This is a genomic window from Vibrio sp. D420a (assembly GCF_030248625.1).
In the GTDB taxonomy this organism is placed as follows: domain Bacteria; phylum Pseudomonadota; class Gammaproteobacteria; order Enterobacterales; family Vibrionaceae; genus Vibrio; species Vibrio fortis_A.
Map to the genome: position 1 here is coordinate 90,627 of NZ_JAHGAN010000016.1, position 18,439 is coordinate 109,065.

At 47.7% G+C, this 18,439-nt stretch carries 13 protein-coding genes; 11 read left to right on the forward strand and 2 right to left on the reverse strand.

Going from position 1 to position 18,439, the window contains the following annotated elements:
- The first annotated feature begins 19 nt into the window (after window positions 1-19).
- The 9 genes from aspA (at window position 20) to KI743_RS12090 (ending at window position 10,849) form a co-directional block, all read left to right on the forward strand.
- Complete coding sequence (aspA, locus tag KI743_RS12050) at window positions 20-1,471, forward strand: aspartate ammonia-lyase (RefSeq protein WP_032549951.1); 1,452 nt, start codon at window positions 20-22, stop codon at window positions 1,469-1,471.
- Window positions 1,472-1,647: 176 nt separating this feature from the next.
- Window positions 1,648-2,955: an anaerobic C4-dicarboxylate transporter gene (locus KI743_RS12055; RefSeq protein ID WP_150869398.1), complete on the forward strand. Its 1,308-nt coding sequence runs from the start codon at window positions 1,648-1,650 to the stop codon at window positions 2,953-2,955.
- A 184-nt stretch (window positions 2,956-3,139) separates the two neighbouring features.
- Window positions 3,140-4,951 carry a protein-disulfide reductase DsbD gene (locus KI743_RS12060; protein ID WP_285466568.1) on the forward strand — a complete coding sequence of 604 codons (1,812 nt, stop codon included), beginning with the start codon at window positions 3,140-3,142 and terminating at the stop codon, window positions 4,949-4,951.
- Window positions 4,952-5,154: 203 nt separating this feature from the next.
- Complete coding sequence (locus tag KI743_RS12065) at window positions 5,155-5,790, forward strand: response regulator transcription factor (RefSeq protein WP_032549947.1); 636 nt, start codon at window positions 5,155-5,157, stop codon at window positions 5,788-5,790.
- Between the two features lie 115 nt (window positions 5,791-5,905).
- On the forward strand, window positions 5,906-6,532 hold the full coding sequence (locus KI743_RS12070; RefSeq protein ID WP_239841949.1) for a MarC family protein: 627 nt from the start codon (window positions 5,906-5,908) through the stop codon (window positions 6,530-6,532).
- A gap of 361 nt (window positions 6,533-6,893) precedes the next feature.
- The gene (locus tag KI743_RS12075; RefSeq protein WP_032549944.1) at window positions 6,894-7,160 is read left to right on the forward strand and encodes a DUF4212 domain-containing protein; all 267 of its coding nucleotides are present in this window, start codon (window positions 6,894-6,896) and stop codon (window positions 7,158-7,160) included.
- Window positions 7,161-7,171: 11 nt separating this feature from the next.
- On the forward strand, window positions 7,172-8,875 hold the full coding sequence (locus KI743_RS12080; RefSeq protein ID WP_150869400.1) for a sodium:solute symporter family protein: 1,704 nt from the start codon (window positions 7,172-7,174) through the stop codon (window positions 8,873-8,875).
- Window positions 8,876-9,070: 195 nt separating this feature from the next.
- Window positions 9,071-9,451 carry a hypothetical protein gene (locus KI743_RS12085; protein WP_150869401.1) on the forward strand — a complete coding sequence of 127 codons (381 nt, stop codon included), beginning with the start codon at window positions 9,071-9,073 and terminating at the stop codon, window positions 9,449-9,451.
- A gap of 12 nt (window positions 9,452-9,463) precedes the next feature.
- Complete coding sequence (locus KI743_RS12090; RefSeq protein WP_285466571.1) at window positions 9,464-10,849, forward strand: lyase family protein; 1,386 nt, start codon at window positions 9,464-9,466, stop codon at window positions 10,847-10,849.
- 68 nt (window positions 10,850-10,917) lie between these two features.
- Here KI743_RS12090 and KI743_RS12095 read toward each other — a convergent pair whose 3' ends face one another.
- Both KI743_RS12095 and KI743_RS12100 read right to left on the reverse strand, forming a co-directional pair.
- Complete coding sequence (locus KI743_RS12095) at window positions 10,918-14,349, reverse strand: PAS domain-containing hybrid sensor histidine kinase/response regulator (protein ID WP_285466572.1); 3,432 nt, start codon at window positions 14,347-14,349, stop codon at window positions 10,918-10,920.
- A 109-nt stretch (window positions 14,350-14,458) separates the two neighbouring features.
- Window positions 14,459-15,646, reverse strand: coding sequence for a 3-phenylpropionate MFS transporter (locus tag KI743_RS12100; protein ID WP_152469409.1), 1,188 nt, complete (start codon window positions 15,644-15,646; stop codon window positions 14,459-14,461).
- Window positions 15,647-15,857: 211 nt separating this feature from the next.
- Between KI743_RS12100 and KI743_RS12105 the strand changes: the two genes are divergently transcribed.
- Window positions 15,858-17,684, forward strand: a complete 1,827-nt coding sequence (locus KI743_RS12105) for a DUF294 nucleotidyltransferase-like domain-containing protein (RefSeq protein ID WP_285466573.1) — start codon at window positions 15,858-15,860, stop codon at window positions 17,682-17,684.
- A gap of 6 nt (window positions 17,685-17,690) precedes the next feature.
- Entirely contained in the window at window positions 17,691-18,323 is a 633-nt protein-coding gene (locus KI743_RS12110; protein WP_150869406.1) for a 3'-5' exonuclease, read from the forward strand.
- Window positions 18,324-18,439: the final 116 nt, after the last annotated feature.

Sequence of the window (18,439 nt, forward strand, 5' to 3'; positions counted from 1 at the left end):
ATTCTCTAAGGATCCTGTTATGGCTACCCAATCTAAAGCTCCTGTTGAAGCTCCTCAAGCCACTCGTCTCGAAGAAGATCTATTAGGTCAACGTCATGTTCCGGCAGATGCTTACTACGGCATCCACACTCTACGCGCTATCGAAAACTTTAACATCTCAAGTGTAACTATCTCAGACGTACCTGAGTTCGTGCGCGGTATGGTGATGACTAAGAAGGCTGCGGCTTTAGCAAACAAAGAGTTAGGTGTAATTCCAAGTGAAGTCGCGAAGCACATCATTGCGGCATGTGACCTTATCCTAGATACGGGTAAGTGCATGGACCAATTCCCGTCAGATGTTTTCCAAGGCGGCGCTGGTACTTCTGTAAACATGAACGCAAACGAAGTGGTTGCGAACGTGGCTCTTGAACTTATGGGCAAAGAGAAAGGCCAATACGAGTTCATCAATCCAAATGACCACGTAAACAAGAGTCAATCAACCAACTGTGCATATCCAACAGGCTTCCGTATCTCTGTTTACAACAGCGTACGTAAGCTTATCGATGCTATCGAATACCTGAAAGGCGCATTCGAACTTAAGAGCCAAGAGTTCAACACCGTTCTTAAGATGGGTCGTACTCAACTGCAAGACGCAGTGCCAATGACAGTGGGCCAAGAGTTCCACGCATGGGCGGTAACAATCAACGAAGAGATCAAAAACCTAGAGTACACATCAAAACTTCTTCTAGAAGTAAACCTAGGTGCAACTGCGATCGGTACTGGTCTTAACGCAGCACAAGGCTACCAAGAGCTAGCGGTTAAACACCTTGCTGAAGTAACTGGCCTAGAGGTTTCTCCAGCAGAAGACCTAATCGAAGCAACTTCAGACTGTGGTGCATACGTAATGACCCACGGCGCACTAAAACGCCTAGCAGTTAAACTGTCTAAGATCTGTAACGACCTACGTCTACTTTCTTCTGGTCCACGTGCAGGCCTAAACGAATTGAACCTTCCTGAGCTTCAAGCAGGTTCTTCAATCATGCCAGCTAAAGTAAACCCAGTCGTGCCTGAAGTAGTAAACCAAGTGTGCTTCAAAGTACTAGGTAACGACAACACGGTTTCTTTCGCAGCAGAAGGCGGTCAGCTTCAACTTAACGTGATGGAGCCGGTAATCGCGCAAAGCATGTTTGAGTCTCTAGACATTCTAACCAATGCTTGTGTGAACCTACGTGACAAGTGTGTTGACGGCATCACTGTGAACAAAGAAGTGTGTGAAGCGCACGTGTTTAACTCTATCGGTATCGTAACTTACCTAAACCCATACATTGGCCACCACGAGGGTGACATCGTTGGTAAGATTTGTGCAGAAACTGGTAAGAGCGTCCGCGATGTGGTTCTAGAGCGCGGTCTTCTAACTGAAGAAGAACTTGATGACATTTTCTCAGTTGAAAACTTGATGCGTCCTCAGTATAAAGGCAAACGCTACGAGTAAGTTTAAATGTAGGGCTCCCAACGGAGCCCTTTTTTAGTCTCGAAAACGATTAACCATAAATTTTAAGCGGTTTTATAACGAGACAAATTCTTACAGTGGCTTCTAGCCAAGGTTCTATTATTTGAACACTCAGTGGCGAGTTTTCAGATAATAAAATCTAAAAATGAGGTGTTACTATGATTGCAGTAGAACTATTCGTTGTCCTACTCTTTATCTTTTTAGGGGCCAGAATTGGCGGTATTGGTATCGGTTTTGCCGGCGGTGCGGGTGTTATCGCTCTGTCGCTAATCCTTGGCGTTCCAACCAGTCAATCTTTTATCCCTATCGACGTTATTCTGATCATCATGTCGGTTATCACTGCGATTGCAGCTATGCAAGTCGCAGGCGGTATGGACTGGTTAGTTCAGATTGCAGAAAACTTTTTACGCAAACATCCTGAACGCATAACTTTTTATGCTCCTATCGTGACGTTCTTGATGACATTGATGGCGGGCACGGGTCACACAGCGTTCTCGACGCTACCTGTGATTGCAGAAGTTGCTAAAGGCCAAGGTGTTCGTCCATCTCGTCCACTATCGATTGCGGTTGTCGCGTCTCAGATTGCGATCACAGCTTCTCCAATCTCTGCAGCGGTTGTTGCTTTTGCTGCGATGCTAGCGCCGTTCGGTGTTGATTACCTAACACTGCTAATGGTTTGTATTCCTACAACCTTCATCGCTTGTATGGTTGGTGCTGTTGTTGCGAACTACATGGGCAGCGAACTTAAAGACGATCCTGTATACCAAGAACGTCTAGAGAAAGGTCTAATCAAACTAGCGACAGAAGAGAAGCGTGAAATTCTGCCAACAGCGAAGAAAGCGACATACATCTTCCTAGCGGCGATCGGTTTTGTTGTTTGCTACGCGGCGGCGATCTCTAGCTCTGTAGGTCTGATTGAAAACCCAGCGCTAGGTCGTAATGAAGCGATCATGTCTGTGATGCTAGCAGCAGCGGCGGCGATTGTACTGTTCACGAAAATCGACGCGGCGAAGATCTCTTCAGCACCAACATTCCGCTCTGGTATGACTGCATGTGTATGTGTACTTGGTGTGGCTTGGTTAGGTTCAACGTTTGTAAACGCACACGTTGCAGAGATCAAAGACGTAGCAGGCGCTCTACTATCTGATTACCCTTGGATGCTGGCACTGGTTCTATTCTTTGCTTCTATGCTGCTTTACTCTCAAGGTGCAACCACTGTTGCTCTTATGCCTGCAGCACTGGCAATTGGCGTAGCGCCTCTTACTGCGGTGGCGTCATTTGCAGCAGTAAGTGCACTGTTTGTTCTGCCAACTTACCCAACTCTGCTTGCAGCGGTTGAGATGGATGACACAGGCTCGACTCGTATCGGCAACCTTGTGTTCAACCACCCATTCTTTATCCCGGGTGTGGTGACTATCGCGACAGCAGTTGCGCTAGGTTTTGGCTTCGGTGGCTTGTTCATCTAATCAGAATCGATCTGTTATTTTTAAAAGGAAGCCTCGGCTTCCTTTTTTATTTGCCGCTATCTCTAGTAAGCCCGATATAACGAAAACATTTTTATAATAAAATCGGCAATTTGAAACTTATTAGTCAGCAATAAGGTCTGATTAAGTTAATATCGCTGTTAACTTAATCAAGATGACTTCACTTATGCGCGCATTTCTCATCACGCTGTGTGTTGGACTGCTTAGTTTGTCCCATTCAGCCTATGCTCTCTTTGGCAATAACGACCAAGGACTTGAACTCGACTCAGCCAATAGCTTTGTTCCTGTTGATCAGGCATTCCCTTTTAATTACTACCAGCAAGACGGTAAAGTGCTTATCGACTGGCAAGTAAAAGAGGGCTACTACCTCTATCAACACAGTCTTGATTTTACAGGTCAAAATCTCACTATCGGCCCTGTGGAGATGGAAAACGGGCAACCTTACCAAGATGAGTTTTTTGGCGAGGTAAGCATTTATACGCAACCACTGTTTGTGCAAGTCCCACTGCAGAGCTACCAAGATGGCTCGCAGCTTGTCGTTAAGTACCAGGGCTGTGCTAAAGCTGGTTTCTGTTACCCACCTGAAATTCGCGTCATTGACATCGAGCCATTCACGCCGTCGGCAGATATCGCGACGAATACAGCCAGTACCTCTGCTAAGGCCGAGGTATCAACACAACCAACTTCAACACCTATCGCAGAAGAGCGCAGCGCGGCGCCAGTTTCAAAAGAAGCAGGCCTTGCTGAACAGCTCGGTGACAGTTGGTGGACACCGCTGCTATTCCTAGCTCTTGGTGTTGGTCTCGCCTTCACGCCATGTGTTCTGCCTATGTACCCGATTCTAACTGGCATTGTGTTAGGTGGCGGTAAGCTAAGCCAAGGCCGTGCTCTGATGCTGTCGTTCATCTATGTACAAGGTATGGCCCTCACCTACACTTTGCTTGGTCTTGTTGTGGCATCTGCGGGTATGCAGTTCCAAGCTGCAATGCAGCACCCTTATGTACTGATTGGCTTGAGTGTTCTATTCGTGGCATTGGCACTGTCGATGTTTGGCGTCTATAACCTACAACTACCAAGCAGTGTTCAGACTTGGCTCAACAACCAAAGCAATAAGCAGCAAGGTGGCAATACCTTAGGCGTGTTTGCGATGGGTGCGATCTCCGGCTTGGTGTGCTCACCATGTACCACAGCTCCGCTATCTGGTGCTCTACTTTACGTGGCACAAAGTGGCGATCTGTTTACAGGTGGTATTGCTCTGTATGCATTGGCCATGGGCATGGGTATCCCACTGATGCTCGTCGCCGTATTCGGCAATAAATTGCTACCGAAAGCCGGCAGCTGGATGGACAAGGTCAAAATCGTATTTGGCTTTATTCTACTAGCAGCGCCTATCTTCCTATTAGAGCGCATTCTTCCTGAGCTTTGGGCAACTGTATTGTGGTCAGCGCTTGGCTTTGTGGCCTTTGGTTGGTTGTATCACAGCAAAAACTCCCTGCCGTTTGGTGGTTGGAAACAGAGCGCAGTCGGCATCATTGCTATGCTTGGGCTATTCGCATCGGCTCAACCGGCTCTGAACTACTGGTTTGCAGAAAAAAGTGTCGAGCAGACTGCTCAAATTGAGTTTGCGCGTATCAATACCATTGAAGAGTTAGAGATCCAGCTTATCGAAGCGAAGAAGTTAGGTAAGCCGGTGATGCTCGATTTCTATGCCGACTGGTGTGTCGCGTGTAAAGAGTTTGAGAAGTACACCTTCCACCAAACCGATGTTGAAAACAAGCTTTCTGGTTTTGTTCTGCTGCAAGCTGATGTGACCAAAAACTTACCTCAAGATATTGAACTGCTTAAACAAATGCAGGTCCTTGGTTTACCAACTATTGAGTTCTGGGACGGTAAGGGTAACCATGTTCCAAATGCTCGTGTTACCGGTTTTATGAACGCTGAAACCTTCTTAAAACACATGCAAAGCCACCAGCTATAACAGCACTGCGTTGATAGAATACAAGCCACGTTTTATTTCTCAAATGAGAACTGAAACGTGGCTTTTACATTTTTATAAAACCTTTCCATACTCGCCTCTCAGCAAAAGTGGATATGCTTCAGACTTTTAGTGCATAAATATTGTCCGCATAGTCAATCGGGTCAATAATAAATGTTAACTAAATTGTTAAAAGTATGAACGTCATGGACTCGACCTATACCATCATCATTGCTGATGACCACCCTCTGTTTCGTAACGCCTTGTTTCAGTCAGTGCATATGGCGATCAGTGGCGCGAACCTTCTAGAAGCGGACTCTCTAGACGCTTTGTTAACACTTCTCAAAAAAGAAGACGAGCCAGATCTGCTGCTGCTCGACCTCAAAATGCCGGGTGCCAATGGCATGTCCGGTTTGATTCAGCTGCGTGCTGAGTACCCTGATTTACCTATTGTTGTTATCTCTGCCAGCGAAGATGCTAGCGTTGTGACTCAGGTGAAGAGCCATGGTGCGTTTGGCTTTATCCCTAAATCGAGTGATATGCGCGAGCTGGTGAGTGCTCTCAACCAAGTGTTGAACGGCGACCCATTCTTCCCAGAAGGCTTGATCACCAATAACGCAGCTTGCAGCGACCTAGCAGAAAAGATTGCAACCCTAACACCACAGCAATACAAGGTATTGGGCATGCTCTCTGATGGTCTACTTAACAAACAAATTGCTTACGAGCTCAATGTTTCTGAAGCAACCATCAAAGCTCATATGACCGCTATCTTCCGCAAACTGGATGTGAAAAACCGTACTCAGGCGGTGATCTTGTTACAGCAGATGGAAACAGAAAGTTAGGCTATTTTCGTAACATCTCACACAGTGATGACTTAAAAGGAATAATAGCCGCTATAATCTAAAGGCTGCAGATTAGCGGCCTCATCCCTCTGTCATTAACTCTGGGAGATTTTCCTTGCTTACTAGTATCATCATTACTCAGTTTGTTGTTCTTTGGGCGGTCATCGACCCAATTGGCTCCGTTCCTGTTTACCTATCACAGACACAGCACCTCACACCAAAACAGCGCCGCGCCGTTGCCCTTAAGGCGATCGCCATCGCAACCGGTGTACTACTCTTTTTCCTTATCGCAGGCCAACTGCTTCTTGAAGCGATGCAGATTCCATTACCCGCTTTCCAAGCTGCCGGCGGATTGGTGCTGCTGTTATTCGCATTAACCATGATTTTTGGTGAGAGCAAACCAGAACAAGAACAGAAAATCTCAGAGGAGGTGTGCAGCAAGCAGCTTTCCGATCTCGCAGTTTACCCACTGGCGATCCCTTCCATCGCCTCACCCGGCGCCATGATGGCGATTGTGATGTTGACGGACAATAACCGCTACTCACTGATTGACCAGAGCATTACCGCAGGGGTTATGGTGTTGGTGCTTGTTATCACCTTGCTGCTGCTACTGGGCGCCACTAAGATTCAGAAGGTGATTGGTAATGTCGGTGCCGCAATCATCAGCCGTGTCATGGGTTTGATTCTAGCGGCGGTTGCGGTTAATAACCTTCTGATGGGTATCAAAGACTTCTACCTATAAGGCTTTCTTGAAAACATTATTTGCTCTCAGCCTCTGTTGGCTGAGGGCAATTCCACTCCCTCATTTCCCCCAAACACTCCTTCAAAGCACCGAATCTGCATCGACAAAATAAAAATCGTCCTCCTTTTGAGTTTTATCTCATCAAAAATCGACATTTCGTTAGACCTTTGGCTAATTTAACAACATTGCAACATCACACTTTTGGGTCAAGGTGCGTTGCAAGCCCAATAAAACAAAGACTTACTACTCTTTTCGCCCCGACTAAAGTTGCACAGATCCCTTGACCTCCCCTTGCTATATTTCAAATCGTAACATTACGTTAACACAAACATTCTACGGAATCGGAAGAAAGGAGAAGGCAATGGCGTTCGAATCAACAGAACATGCTCAAGCCTATTGGAAGGAAAACTTGGGAATTATGGGGACCCTGCTGGCCATCTGGTTTGCAGTGTCTTACGGCGCAGGCATCTTATTTGTCGATGCGCTTAACACCGTACAACTAGGCGGTTTCAAGCTAGGGTTTTGGTTCGCTCAACAAGGGTCGATCTACACCTTTGTCGCCTTAATCTTTGTTTACGTAGTGCGTATGAATGCGCTCGACAAGAAATACAACGTACAGGAAGACTAGAGGTTTAGAACATGGATATTCAAACTTGGACGTTTATTCTCGTCGGCATCACTTTTGCACTCTACATCGGTATTGCTATCTGGGCTCGTGCTGGCTCAACCAGTGAGTTCTACGTTGCAGGCGGTGGTGTACACCCAGTAGCAAACGGCATGGCAACAGCCGCGGACTGGATGTCAGCAGCATCATTCATCTCAATGGCAGGTATCATCTCATTCGTTGGTTACGACGGTGCGGTATATCTAATGGGTTGGACAGGTGGTTATGTACTACTTGCACTCTGTTTAGCACCTTACCTACGTAAGTTCGGTCAGTTTACGGTTCCTGATTTCATCGGTGAACGTTACTACTCGAAAACAGCACGTATGGTAGCGGTATTCTGTGCGATCTTCGTATCATTCACGTACGTTGCAGGCCAAATGCGTGGTGTAGGCGTTGTATTCTCACGTTTCCTAGAGGTTGATATCAACCTAGGTATCATCATCGGTATGGGTATTGTGTTCTTCTACGCAGTACTTGGCGGCATGAAAGGCATCACTTATACGCAGGTAGCTCAATTCTGTGTCCTCATTTTCGCTTTCCTTGTGCCAGCTATCTTTACTTCAATCATGATGACAGGTAACCCGCTTCCACAAATCGGTATGGGTTCAACTATCTCAGGAACGGACGTTTACCTACTCGATAAACTGGATGGGTTGACCGAAGAGCTCGGATTTACCGCCTATACCGAAGGTAATAAGAGCATGGTGGATGTATTCTTCATCTGTGCAGCTCTAATGGTGGGTACAGCGGGTCTACCACACGTAATCATCCGTTTCTTCACGGTACCAAAAGTACGTGATGCACGTATCTCAGCAGGTTGGGCACTACTGTTCATCTCACTACTTTACACAACAGCACCAGGTGTAGCGGCGTTTGCTCGTGTAAACATGATTGAGACAATCAACGGTCCTGACATGCAAGGTGTTCCAGCAGCAGAAGCACCAAGCTGGTACAAAAACTGGGAAAGCACTGGTCTAGTAGGCTGGGAAGATAAGAATGGCGATGGCAAGATGTTCTACTCGGGCGATGAGCGCAACGAGATGAAGATCAACCGTGACATCATCGTACTGGCTTCTCCAGAGCTTGCGAAACTACCAAACTGGGTTGTAGCACTACTGGCAGCCGGTGGCCTTGCAGCTGCACTATCAACAGCAGCAGGTCTACTACTGGTAATCTCAACATCCATCTCGCATGACTTGTTGAAGAAAGGGTTTAGACCAAACATGAGCGACAAGCAGGAATTGTTAGCCGCTCGTCTGGCAGCAATGGTCGCGATTATTGGTGCAGGTTACTTGGGTATTAACCCACCAGGCTTCGTAGCACAGGTAGTAGCGTTTGCATTCGGCTTAGCCGCAGCATCCTTCTTCCCAGCGATTATCCTAGGTATCTTCTACAAGAAGATGAACAAGGAAGGTGCGATTGCAGGTATGTTGGCGGGTATCCTATTCACAGCGTCATACATCATCTACTTCAAGTTCATCAACCCAGCAGCAAGCACGCCAGACAACTGGTGGTTCGGTATCAGCCCAGAGGGCATCGGTACGCTAGGTATGTGTCTGAACTTTGTAGTATCTATCGCAGTGAACAAGGTTACAGCTGAAGTACCACAAGATGTACAAGAGATGGTAGAGAACATCCGTTACCCTAAAGGTGCTGGTGCAGCTCACGACCACTAAGCAACAACTCTCGCAAGAGACTAAAACAAACCAGTGCTTACATTGTAGGGATTAGGCACTGGTTCTCAGAAAGCCGATGCGTCATGTGTCGGCTTTTTCTTTTTGTCCCGCCATTTATAAAAAGAAAGGGTTGTTTTTAACATTTCATTTGATAATAATTATCATTAACATCTAATTAGCGATGGTGAGAGATTAATGCAGCAACAGCAACTTATCTATTCCACTTTTTACAAAGCACAAGACCGTTTTCTCGCTTCCGATGTGGTTGAGGGATATGAGCCATCAACAATCCAAAGCTACATTGACTGCAGTCTAGAGCTTGCGCTTCAGTATGAAAAAGATAGTGAGCATGAAAACATTCTGCTGTGCGAGCTGTTCCTCCGTCAGCTGTTCTTTCACCTAATAGAAGCCATCGAATCACCACAACGCAGCCTGACCTTTCGTCGCGTTTGCCTTGATTTGATCCACACGCCTCTATTTTGTTTAAAGCGCCATTACTACCAACAACCTAACGGTAAACAGAAGTATTTACCGCTCCAACAAACCCTACAACAAGTCCAAGCTCCACTTGGCTAACAAGGATCCAGCATGACCCAAGAATTTCGAATCGAAAAAGACAGCATGGGTGAAGTAAAAGTGCCAGCCAATGCACTTTACCAAGCACAAACCCAGCGCGCCGCTGATAACTTCTCTTTCAGTTCGCACACAATGCCTGCAAGCTTCATTCAAGCGCTCGCTTTCATCAAACAAGCAGCCGCTAACACCAATGCACAATTGGGTCATCTTGAGGGCGATATTGCTCATGCAATTATCGATGCGAGCCAAGAGATCATTGATGGCCAACACCTGGAACAGTTCCCTGTCGATGTCTATCAAACGGGTTCAGGCACCAGCTCGAACATGAATGCCAATGAGGTTATCGCAACGCTGGCTGCACGCGCACTTCAAGGCGATGTCAGCCCAAACGACCATGTAAATATGGGGCAAAGCAGTAACGATGTTGTACCGACAGCAATCCAAGTCAGTGTGGCATTAACAGTAGAGAAGCAGCTACTGCCAGCCCTTGCACACCTGTCAGATGTGTTAGCCACTAAACAGATGCAGGTTGCCGATGTGGTCAAGACAGGTCGTACTCACCTAATGGATGCCATGCCAATCACTCTCGCTCAAGAGTTAGGTGGTTGGAAATTCCAAATTGACCATGCAAAACAAGGCATTGAATCGAGCTTGGAGGCAGTAAAAGCACTCGCTCAGGGCGGAACAGCTGTCGGAACAGGGATCAACGCCGATCCGCGATTTGCAGATGCCTTCGCGCACAACCTGTCTCAAACGACGAAATTGCAATTCAGTTCGAGCGAAAACTTCTTCTTTAATCTCAGCAGCCAAGATGCGATCGTTGCCCTATCTGGACAGCTTAAAACCGCAGCAGTTGCGATCATGAAGATCGCAAACGATCTTCGCTGGATGAACTCTGGCCCACTGGCTGGCCTAGGTGAGATTGAACTGCAGGCGCTTCAACCGGGCTCATCTATCATGCCGGGTAAAGTAAATCCTGTGATTCCAGAAGCAGCAGCAATGGCGGCAGCGCAAGTGATTGGTAACGACACCACCATCACAGTCGCTGGTCAATCTGGCAACTTCCAACTCAATGTGATGCTACCTGTCATTGCACACAATGTGCTTGAGAGCATCGAACTACTGAGCAACAGCTCGGTGGCACTGGCGGATAAAGCCGTAGCTACCTTCACCGTTCGTCAAGATAACCTTGATGAAGCCCTCGCGAAGAATCCGATTCTAGTGACAGCGCTCAACCCAGTTATTGGTTACCTAAAAGCCGCAGACATCGCCAAAAAGGCGTACAAAGAAGGCCTGCCAATCTTAGATGTAGCAGAACGTGAAACCGACATCCCACGTGAAGAGCTGGCGAGCTTATTGAACCCAAGCCAGCTGACGAAGGGCGGGATTGCAGGCTAATCAAGCCCAATAAAAAAGCGAAGCCGGCAGTTGGCTTCGCTTTTGGCCTACTATGATCCAAATGCTAATTAAGCGACACGATTGAGTACTGCTCTTAGCTTGAGTGGCTTAACTGGCTTGGCAATAAAACTGAAACCATGCGCTTTGATCGCCGCTAGCATGTCATCAGTACGATCCGCACTGATAATCACACCTTCGAAACTATCACCCAGTCTCAAGCGACACTGCTGCAGAACTTCGAGGCCGGTGCGCCCATTATCGAGTCGATAATCCGAGAAGATCACATCCGGTTGCCAACTGTCTTCCAGACACTTCAAGCTCTCAACAAGATCCCCCGCAGTTCGCACATCGCACCCCCAGCGACCAATCAGGTTCTCCATGCCGACCAGAATGTCTCGCTCGTTATCCACACACAGGATTTTCAGTTGGGCTATTTCGCTGTTGACGGTCGGTGCCGCCACTTGCGGTGCAGTAACCACCTTCTCAGCTCGTGGCAAGGTAATCGAGAATACGCTGCCTTCATCTGGCCAAGAGCGCATCGAGATTTCATGCCCAAGAACGTGTGCGATCCCTTTTGAAATCGCTAAGCCAAGACCTAAGCCTTGATCTGAACGTACTTGGCTACCACGAGTGAACTCTTCAAAGATCTCTTGCTGTTTATCTTCATCGATACCAGTGCCGTTATCCCATACATCAATACGCACTCGACCATTCACACGCCGTGCACCCAATACAACTTTACCACTTGGGTTATAGCGAAACGCATTGGTCAAAAAGTTCTGAATCACGCGACGCAATAGTTTGGGGTCGGATTGAATAAACAGCGATGATGGCACCATATGGAAATCAATATTCTGTTGCCCTGCCAAAGCACTGAATTCTGCATTCAGGTTGGACAGCACATCATTGATAGCGAAGCTATGGACATTAGTCTCTAGCTTGCCCGACTCTAAACGCGAGATATCCAATAGGTCACCAATCAAGTCCTCTGCCGCACCAAGTGCACTCTCGATATGCGAAGAGAGCTGCTTAACCTCTTGCTCTTTCGCGACTTCTGATAGTGAAGAAGCAAACAAGCGCGCCGCATTCAATGGCTGCATCAAGTCGTGGCTCACCGCCGCCAAGAAACGCGATTTAGATTGTGACTCTTGTTCTGACACTTGAGTGGCTTTCACCAAACGCTGGTTGAGTTTTTCGAGCTCTTGGGTACGCTCGTGAACGCGAGTTTCTAGACTCTCATTGGCGTCTTTCAGCGCCTGCTCCGCTTGTCTAAATACCGTGATATCGGTAAAGCTCATCACGAACCCGCCACTTGGCATCGGGTTGCCTTGCACTTCAATTACGCGGCCATCTGGCCTTACTCGCGAAGAGGTATGGCGGGTGCCTTGTTCAAGGTGAAAGATGCGTCGCTTAACGTGATCCTCTGGATCGCCGGGCCCACATAACCCCTGCTCCGCATTGTGTCGAATCACATCGGCAATTGGTCTACCAACCTGAATCAGTCCGCTAGGGAACACGAACAACTCAAGATAACGCTGGTTCCATGCCACTAAACGTAGCTGTTGGTCGACTACCGCTATGCCTTGACCGATATGTTCAATCGCCCCTTGCAACAAGCCACGACTGAAATCATACAGTTCAGAGGCCTCATCAACGATGGTCGCGACCTCCTCGAGCTGCATATTTCTGCCTTGCAGAGCAGAAGTAAGTACTAACTTAGCAGAGGAGGCACCAAATACACCGGCGAGCACACGTTCAGCATGTCGAATCAAGCTAGCAGGTGATTGTTGATTGGGCAGTAGTGGTCGACCTTGCTGCTGCCAATACGCCTGAAAAGCACTTTTTGCGCGCTTACGTCCCACAAACCGTGAAGCGAGCATCTCTAGCTCAGCAACCGTCACACGGCTCTGGTAAAGACTCATGTTTTCGTTTTCAGGCAAAGGCGCACCAACGAATGCTGCTGATTGTAAGCGCTCACTTAGGCTTGGCCTTGTCGATAGGGATATCACTACATAACAGAGTGTATTCACGGTGATACTAAGCACAATCCCCCAGTTAGAGCTGCTCACATCCCAGTTGACTAACAGGTCGGGTGGCGTGATCAGCCACAACAACAAATTGCTCTCTTGGTCGCCCGCCAGCATGCTGGTTTGGCTCATTAAGGTAATCAGCCAAATAATAGAACCAAACAACAGACCAACATAGACACCTTTACGGTTACCCAAGCGCCAATACATGCCCCCAATCAGGGCTGGCGCAAACTGTGCGATCGCCGCAAACGAGAGAAAGCCTATCGCAGAGAGTGAGTGGATACTATCTAATGCTTGATAGAAGCCCCATGCCCCCAGCAACAACAATAGGATGAGCGCACGACGAATCACCAGCAGCAACCCAGAGAAGTGTCGATGGGTTCTCTGCGTTAGTCGCATCCGGCGCAGCAATAACGGCATCACCAGATCATTGGAGACCATGATCGCCAGTGCAATCGTAGAAACGATCACCATGCCACTCGCGGCCGACGTTCCGCCAAGAAATGCCAGCAAGGCAATGTTATTGGCTCCTTCTGCCATTGGTAGGCTAATCACATAGGTATCGGCAGGCATACCCGTCAAGAGCCCTTGCCCTGCCCACGCAATTGGCAGCACAAACAGCCCCATCAGGATCAAATAAACAGGAAATAGCCAGCGAGCCGTATGCAGGTCTTGAGGTCTTTCATTCTCAACCACCATGGTATGAAACTGCCTTGGCAGACAGACAATCGCCAACATCGTCAGCACAGTATGGATAATAAGAGTGGGAATGTTAGGGGATTCGTAAGTCTGCGCAGCGACTTCAAGCAGATCAATCTTATCGCTACTGGTCGCTAGGTAGATGATAAACAACCCGACAATTAAGAAAGCCACCAGCTTGACGATCGACTCAAACGCGACCGCCATCATCATCCCACGGTGGTGTTCCGTGTTATCGATATGACGGGTACCAAACAACATAGTAAAGATGGCCAAGGCCCCCACCACAAACCAAGAAACGTGGTAATCCTGATAGCCAAAATCTTGCGCCAGACTCGGAGCAACGATATCGAGCCCCATGGTGATGCCACGCAACTGCAGTGCTATGTAAGGCAAAATGCCCACTACAGCGATAATCGTCACCGTGACCGCGAGCCCTTGTGACTTGCCATAACGAGCAGCAATAAAGTCAGCAATCGAGGTGATGTGTTCGCGCTTGGCGATAACAATAAGCCGCGCCAGAATCCGCCAACAGAGTGTAAAAACCAGAATCGGGGCTATGTAGATAGGAAGAAAAGACCAGGGGTTATTACTCGCCTGCCCCACTGTGCCGTAGAAGGTCCACGAGGTACAGTAAACCGCAATTGATAAGCTGTAGATCCATGGTCGCCAGCGTGACAACCAGCGAGTTTGCCGATCTCCATACCAAGCAATTAAAAACAGCACCCCCAGATAGGCGAGTGAGACGGGGATTACGATCCATCCTTGCATTGCGAACCCTTTTCTTCCATAAAAAAACCTCTCCATAAGGGAGAGGTTTCATTTAACTAAGGAAGTGTCAGCAACACAATCAGGTCGATTAATTTCTGTGCTTCAGGCTCTAATTCTCTGCTTTAGCTGTCGCTGCTGCCAATTCGACGTCGACCACGGAGCTGCGCTCGTCCAACTTAATAAACAGAGCTAGCACACCCATTGCCGCCATTACCCAAAAAATGTTCGCGCCCCACAATTCATAGCCCCAACCACTCAGAGTGGTCATCAATGCGATAAACGCACCAAGCGGAATCGCGTTGTAGAGAGCTTGCAGTGCCACCATCTTGTTCTCTTCTTCAGATTGGATGTACTGAATGGCAGCAATGTGCGCCATTGCGAATGTCACACCATGCAGCAACTGCACTAATACCAAGCCGAAGATATCGGTTGTCGATGCCGTAATACCCCAACGTGCAATCACGCCCAGCGCAGCAATAACAAATAGCGTTCGGAGTGCCATACCAGAGAAGAGTCGCTTGCTTAATGCAAATACACCCACTTCAGCCACGACCCCTAAGCTCCACAGATAACCGATGATGGCTTCGGAGTGGCCCGCTTCTTTCCAATAAATCGCGCTGAAACTGTAGTAAGCAGCGTGACTACCTTGCAGCAGTGCCATCAACGCAAGGAACTTCACAACCGAGCGCTCACGCATCAATGCTCCTAACTTTGGACGTACTTGGTGCTGTTCGGATTGCGTCACTGGCATTAGGTTCGGGTTTCTCATTGCCAGTATCAGAGATACAAACACCCCAGCCAATGCCGTATACAAGATCATATCGGTGCCAAACTGCGCCACCAGATAACCAACCACGGTCGAGCCAGCAATAAATGCAACTGAACCCCAAAGTCGTGTGCGACCATAATCCAACACCTTAAGTCGACTGTAGTAGTTCGCCATTGCGTCGGACAACGGAACAACTGGCCCACAACAGAGATTAAATAAGATGGTTGCTAGCAGCATTAATAGGAAGCTACCACCGGTAAAGAAGTGAAACGCGACGAAAATCAGTGCCGCTAAACTCAGCCAGCGCAGAGCAGGCATTAAGTGCTCCGCTTTATGGACACGTGGAGTAATCAAAAGGTTCGCCACACATCGCGTCGCAAAACCCACACCGATCAATACACCAATATCACCTGCCGAAACCCCTTGGTCTTCGAACCATAATGCCCAAAACGGCAGATAGACACCGTAAGCGAAAAAGAAACCGATGAAATACTGAGATATCCATCCATACGGGGAAGGGTTAAACATACATATACCTATATAAACGATTGCAGAGAGGCAGCGGAGATTATGCCTCTACGCAATCATATGAAAAAGGGAATAATTGCTGCTTTGAGTTTCCGTGTTATCAATGACTGTATCGCCGAGGAAAATCGCACGTTTAGACTAAAGTCGTCTGGAGCTTCAGTGAGTTTTTGTCAGACTTAACTTTAGGTTCTTCACTCTATCTGCGACGCTTATGCCTGATAAATTTAATATGCAGCACCCACCCTTCGATAGCTTATCTGAGGCTGAACAATTGACTCTGCGCTCTGCACTCGACGTGGTTTACTATCGTGCTCAAGAAACCATTCTCGAAGCGGATCGCCCAAGTCGTCATCTGCATATTTTAATTAAAGGTGCCGTAGAGGAGCGTGCTAGCCAAGATGGGGAGATTTACGCCCACTATGCAAACGACGATATCTTTGATGTTCGTAGTCAGTTTGAGCCTCACACCAAACACCAATACATCGCACTAGAAGATACCCTCAGCTACCTGCTTCCCACCGATGTATTCCTCGAGCTCTACAATGCAAATGGCCAGTTTGCTGCCTACTTTGATAACAACCTAGCCAAACGTAAAGAGCTCATAGAGGCCGCTAAACAGCAGCAAAACTTGGCTGAATTTATCCTAACCAAAGTCGACGATTCGATTTATCACCCACCTCTGATCCTAGAGCCTAACCAACCTATCAATGAGGTAACAAGAACCCTTAAGGAGCAAGGGCTCGACTCGGCTTTAGTTCGCTTGGCCTATGATGATCTAAAAGCTTTTGGATCATCATGTACCCTACCCTACTCTATCGTCACACGGACCAATTTATTGCATGCTGTGATGCTCGAGGATTACCCCCTTGATGCGCCCGTCGGTGAGATAGCGACCTTCCCTGTTTTGCATGTCAATGATGGTGATTTCCTGTTTAACGCCATGATTAATATGACGCGTAATCGGGTAAAACGCTTGATGGTTTGTGATGGGCAAGAAGCGGTCGGCATGCTCGATATGACACAGATATTGAGTGCCTTCTCGACCCACTCTCATGTACTGACTCTGCGAATTGCCCGCGCCACCAGCATCGAAGAGTTGGCCATGGCCTCCAACAAACAGCGTCAATTGGTTGAGAGCTTAATCAGCAATGGCATTCGAACGCGCTTTATCATGGAACTGATCTCTGCGGTTAACGAGCAGATTATCGAGAAAGCTTTTGAACTGATTTTGCCTCCGGCACTGCAAAACCACTGCAGCCTAATTGTGCTCGGCTCAGAGGGACGAGGAGAACAGATACTCAAAACAGACCAAGACAACGCGCTGATCATTCAAGACGGTTTAGAATGGCATCACTGTGAAGAGGTCATGGCTGAGCTGACTCATACCCTGCAGCAGTTAGGCTACCCGCTCTGCCCGGGCAATGTGATGGTGAATAATCCGAAGTGGGTGCACTCACAACAAGGCTGGAAGGAAACACTGTCCCAATGGGTGAAGAAGGCGACTCCCGATACGGTCATGGACATCGCCATCATGGCAGACGCTCATGCAGTCGCGGGCAATCGAGAGCTACTGCAACCTGTTAAAGATCATTTGAGAGATTTAATGGTGGGACAAGAGCTCATACTCACAGAGTTCTGCCGCCCTGCCTTGAACTTCTCTGTACCGCTATCTCTGTTTGGTAACGTGAAAGCATCTAAATCAGGGTTAGACATAAAACAGGGAGGCATTTTCCCTATCGTTCATGGTGTAAGAGCACTCAGCCTTGAGCACGGCATCAGTGTTAACAACACCTTCGAACGCATCGAAGCGCTAGTGGAAAAGAATGTTCTTGAACGAAGCACTGCAGACAACCTCAGCGAAGCACTCAAACAGTTCTTCAAATGGCGTCTATCACAACGTTTATCGCAGCAGCACAGCAGTAATAAACTCGACGTGAAGCTCATGGAGCGCGCAGACCGAGATCTATTAAGGCACAGTTTGCACGTCGTGAAAAAGTTTAAGCAATGGTTGGGCTATCACTACCAAATTAGGGATTAGATCACCATGAACCGATTAGTACGCTATTACTGGTATCGAAAACTCAAGGGGTCGCCCTATCGGGATCTCTTCACCACCAATTCAGGACAAGAGTTGGTATCGCTCGATTGTGAAACCACCAGCCTAGATCCGAATCAAGCGGAGCTGGTCTCAATTGCAGCGACCAAGATTGTCGGTAACCGCATCATCACAAGTCAGCCATTTGAGGTCAGACTAAGAGCGCCTCAATCTTTAGATTCTAACTCGATAAAAATCCATCGCATTCGCCACCAAGACCTCAAACATGGGGTCGAAGAGAAACAAGCCATCAGCGCACTGCTCGACTTCATCGGTAATCGACCTTTGGTGGGCTATCACATCCGCTATGACAAAAAGATCCTTGATAAAGCGTGTTTAAAACATTTTGGCTTCCCTATGCCTAATCCATTAGTAGAAGTTAGTCAGCTCTATCAAGAAAAGCTCGAAAAACACCTGCCAAATGCTTATTTCGATCTAAGCCTCGATACCATCTGTCGCCAGCTCGATCTGCCACTGCCCACCAATAAACATGATGCATTACAAGACGCTATCTCGGCTGCACTGATATTTGTGCGCCTTCAACATGGTGATCTACCACGCTTCAACTCTTCTTATTCATAAATCAACCCACCTAAATAATTGAAACGATCTAACTCTCAAAAAAACACTTAACTCGCTATTTTTTAAGTGGAAACACGCTTCTCATCCTAAAGTCTAATTGTGGAAATGGCTCTGCT